1 protein-coding gene is annotated in these 231 nt (G+C 38.1%); it reads left to right on the top strand.

The features are described from left to right. Positions 1-231 (top strand): NAD-dependent epimerase/dehydratase family protein (locus GSM_RS14510; RefSeq protein ID WP_010078440.1); only part of this gene is annotated, 231 nt, incomplete at both ends.

Genomic DNA, 231 nt, shown 5'->3' on the forward strand with positions numbered 1-231 from the left:
CTACTGGTTCGAGCTTGGGTCAGATCATTTGGTCTACAGGCAACAATTTCAAATTGTTCAAATAACTACGGACCATATCAGTACATTGAGAAGTTCATTCCGCGCCAGATTACAAATATCTTGAGTGGAATCAAACCAAAGTTATATGGATCAGGCAAGAATGTACGTGATTGGATTCATACGAATGATCATTCATCAGCTGTTTGGACAATTCTGACAAAGGGAAAAATT

The organism is Liquorilactobacillus mali KCTC 3596 = DSM 20444 (assembly GCF_000260415.1).
Lineage (GTDB): Bacteria > Bacillota > Bacilli > Lactobacillales > Lactobacillaceae > Liquorilactobacillus > Liquorilactobacillus mali.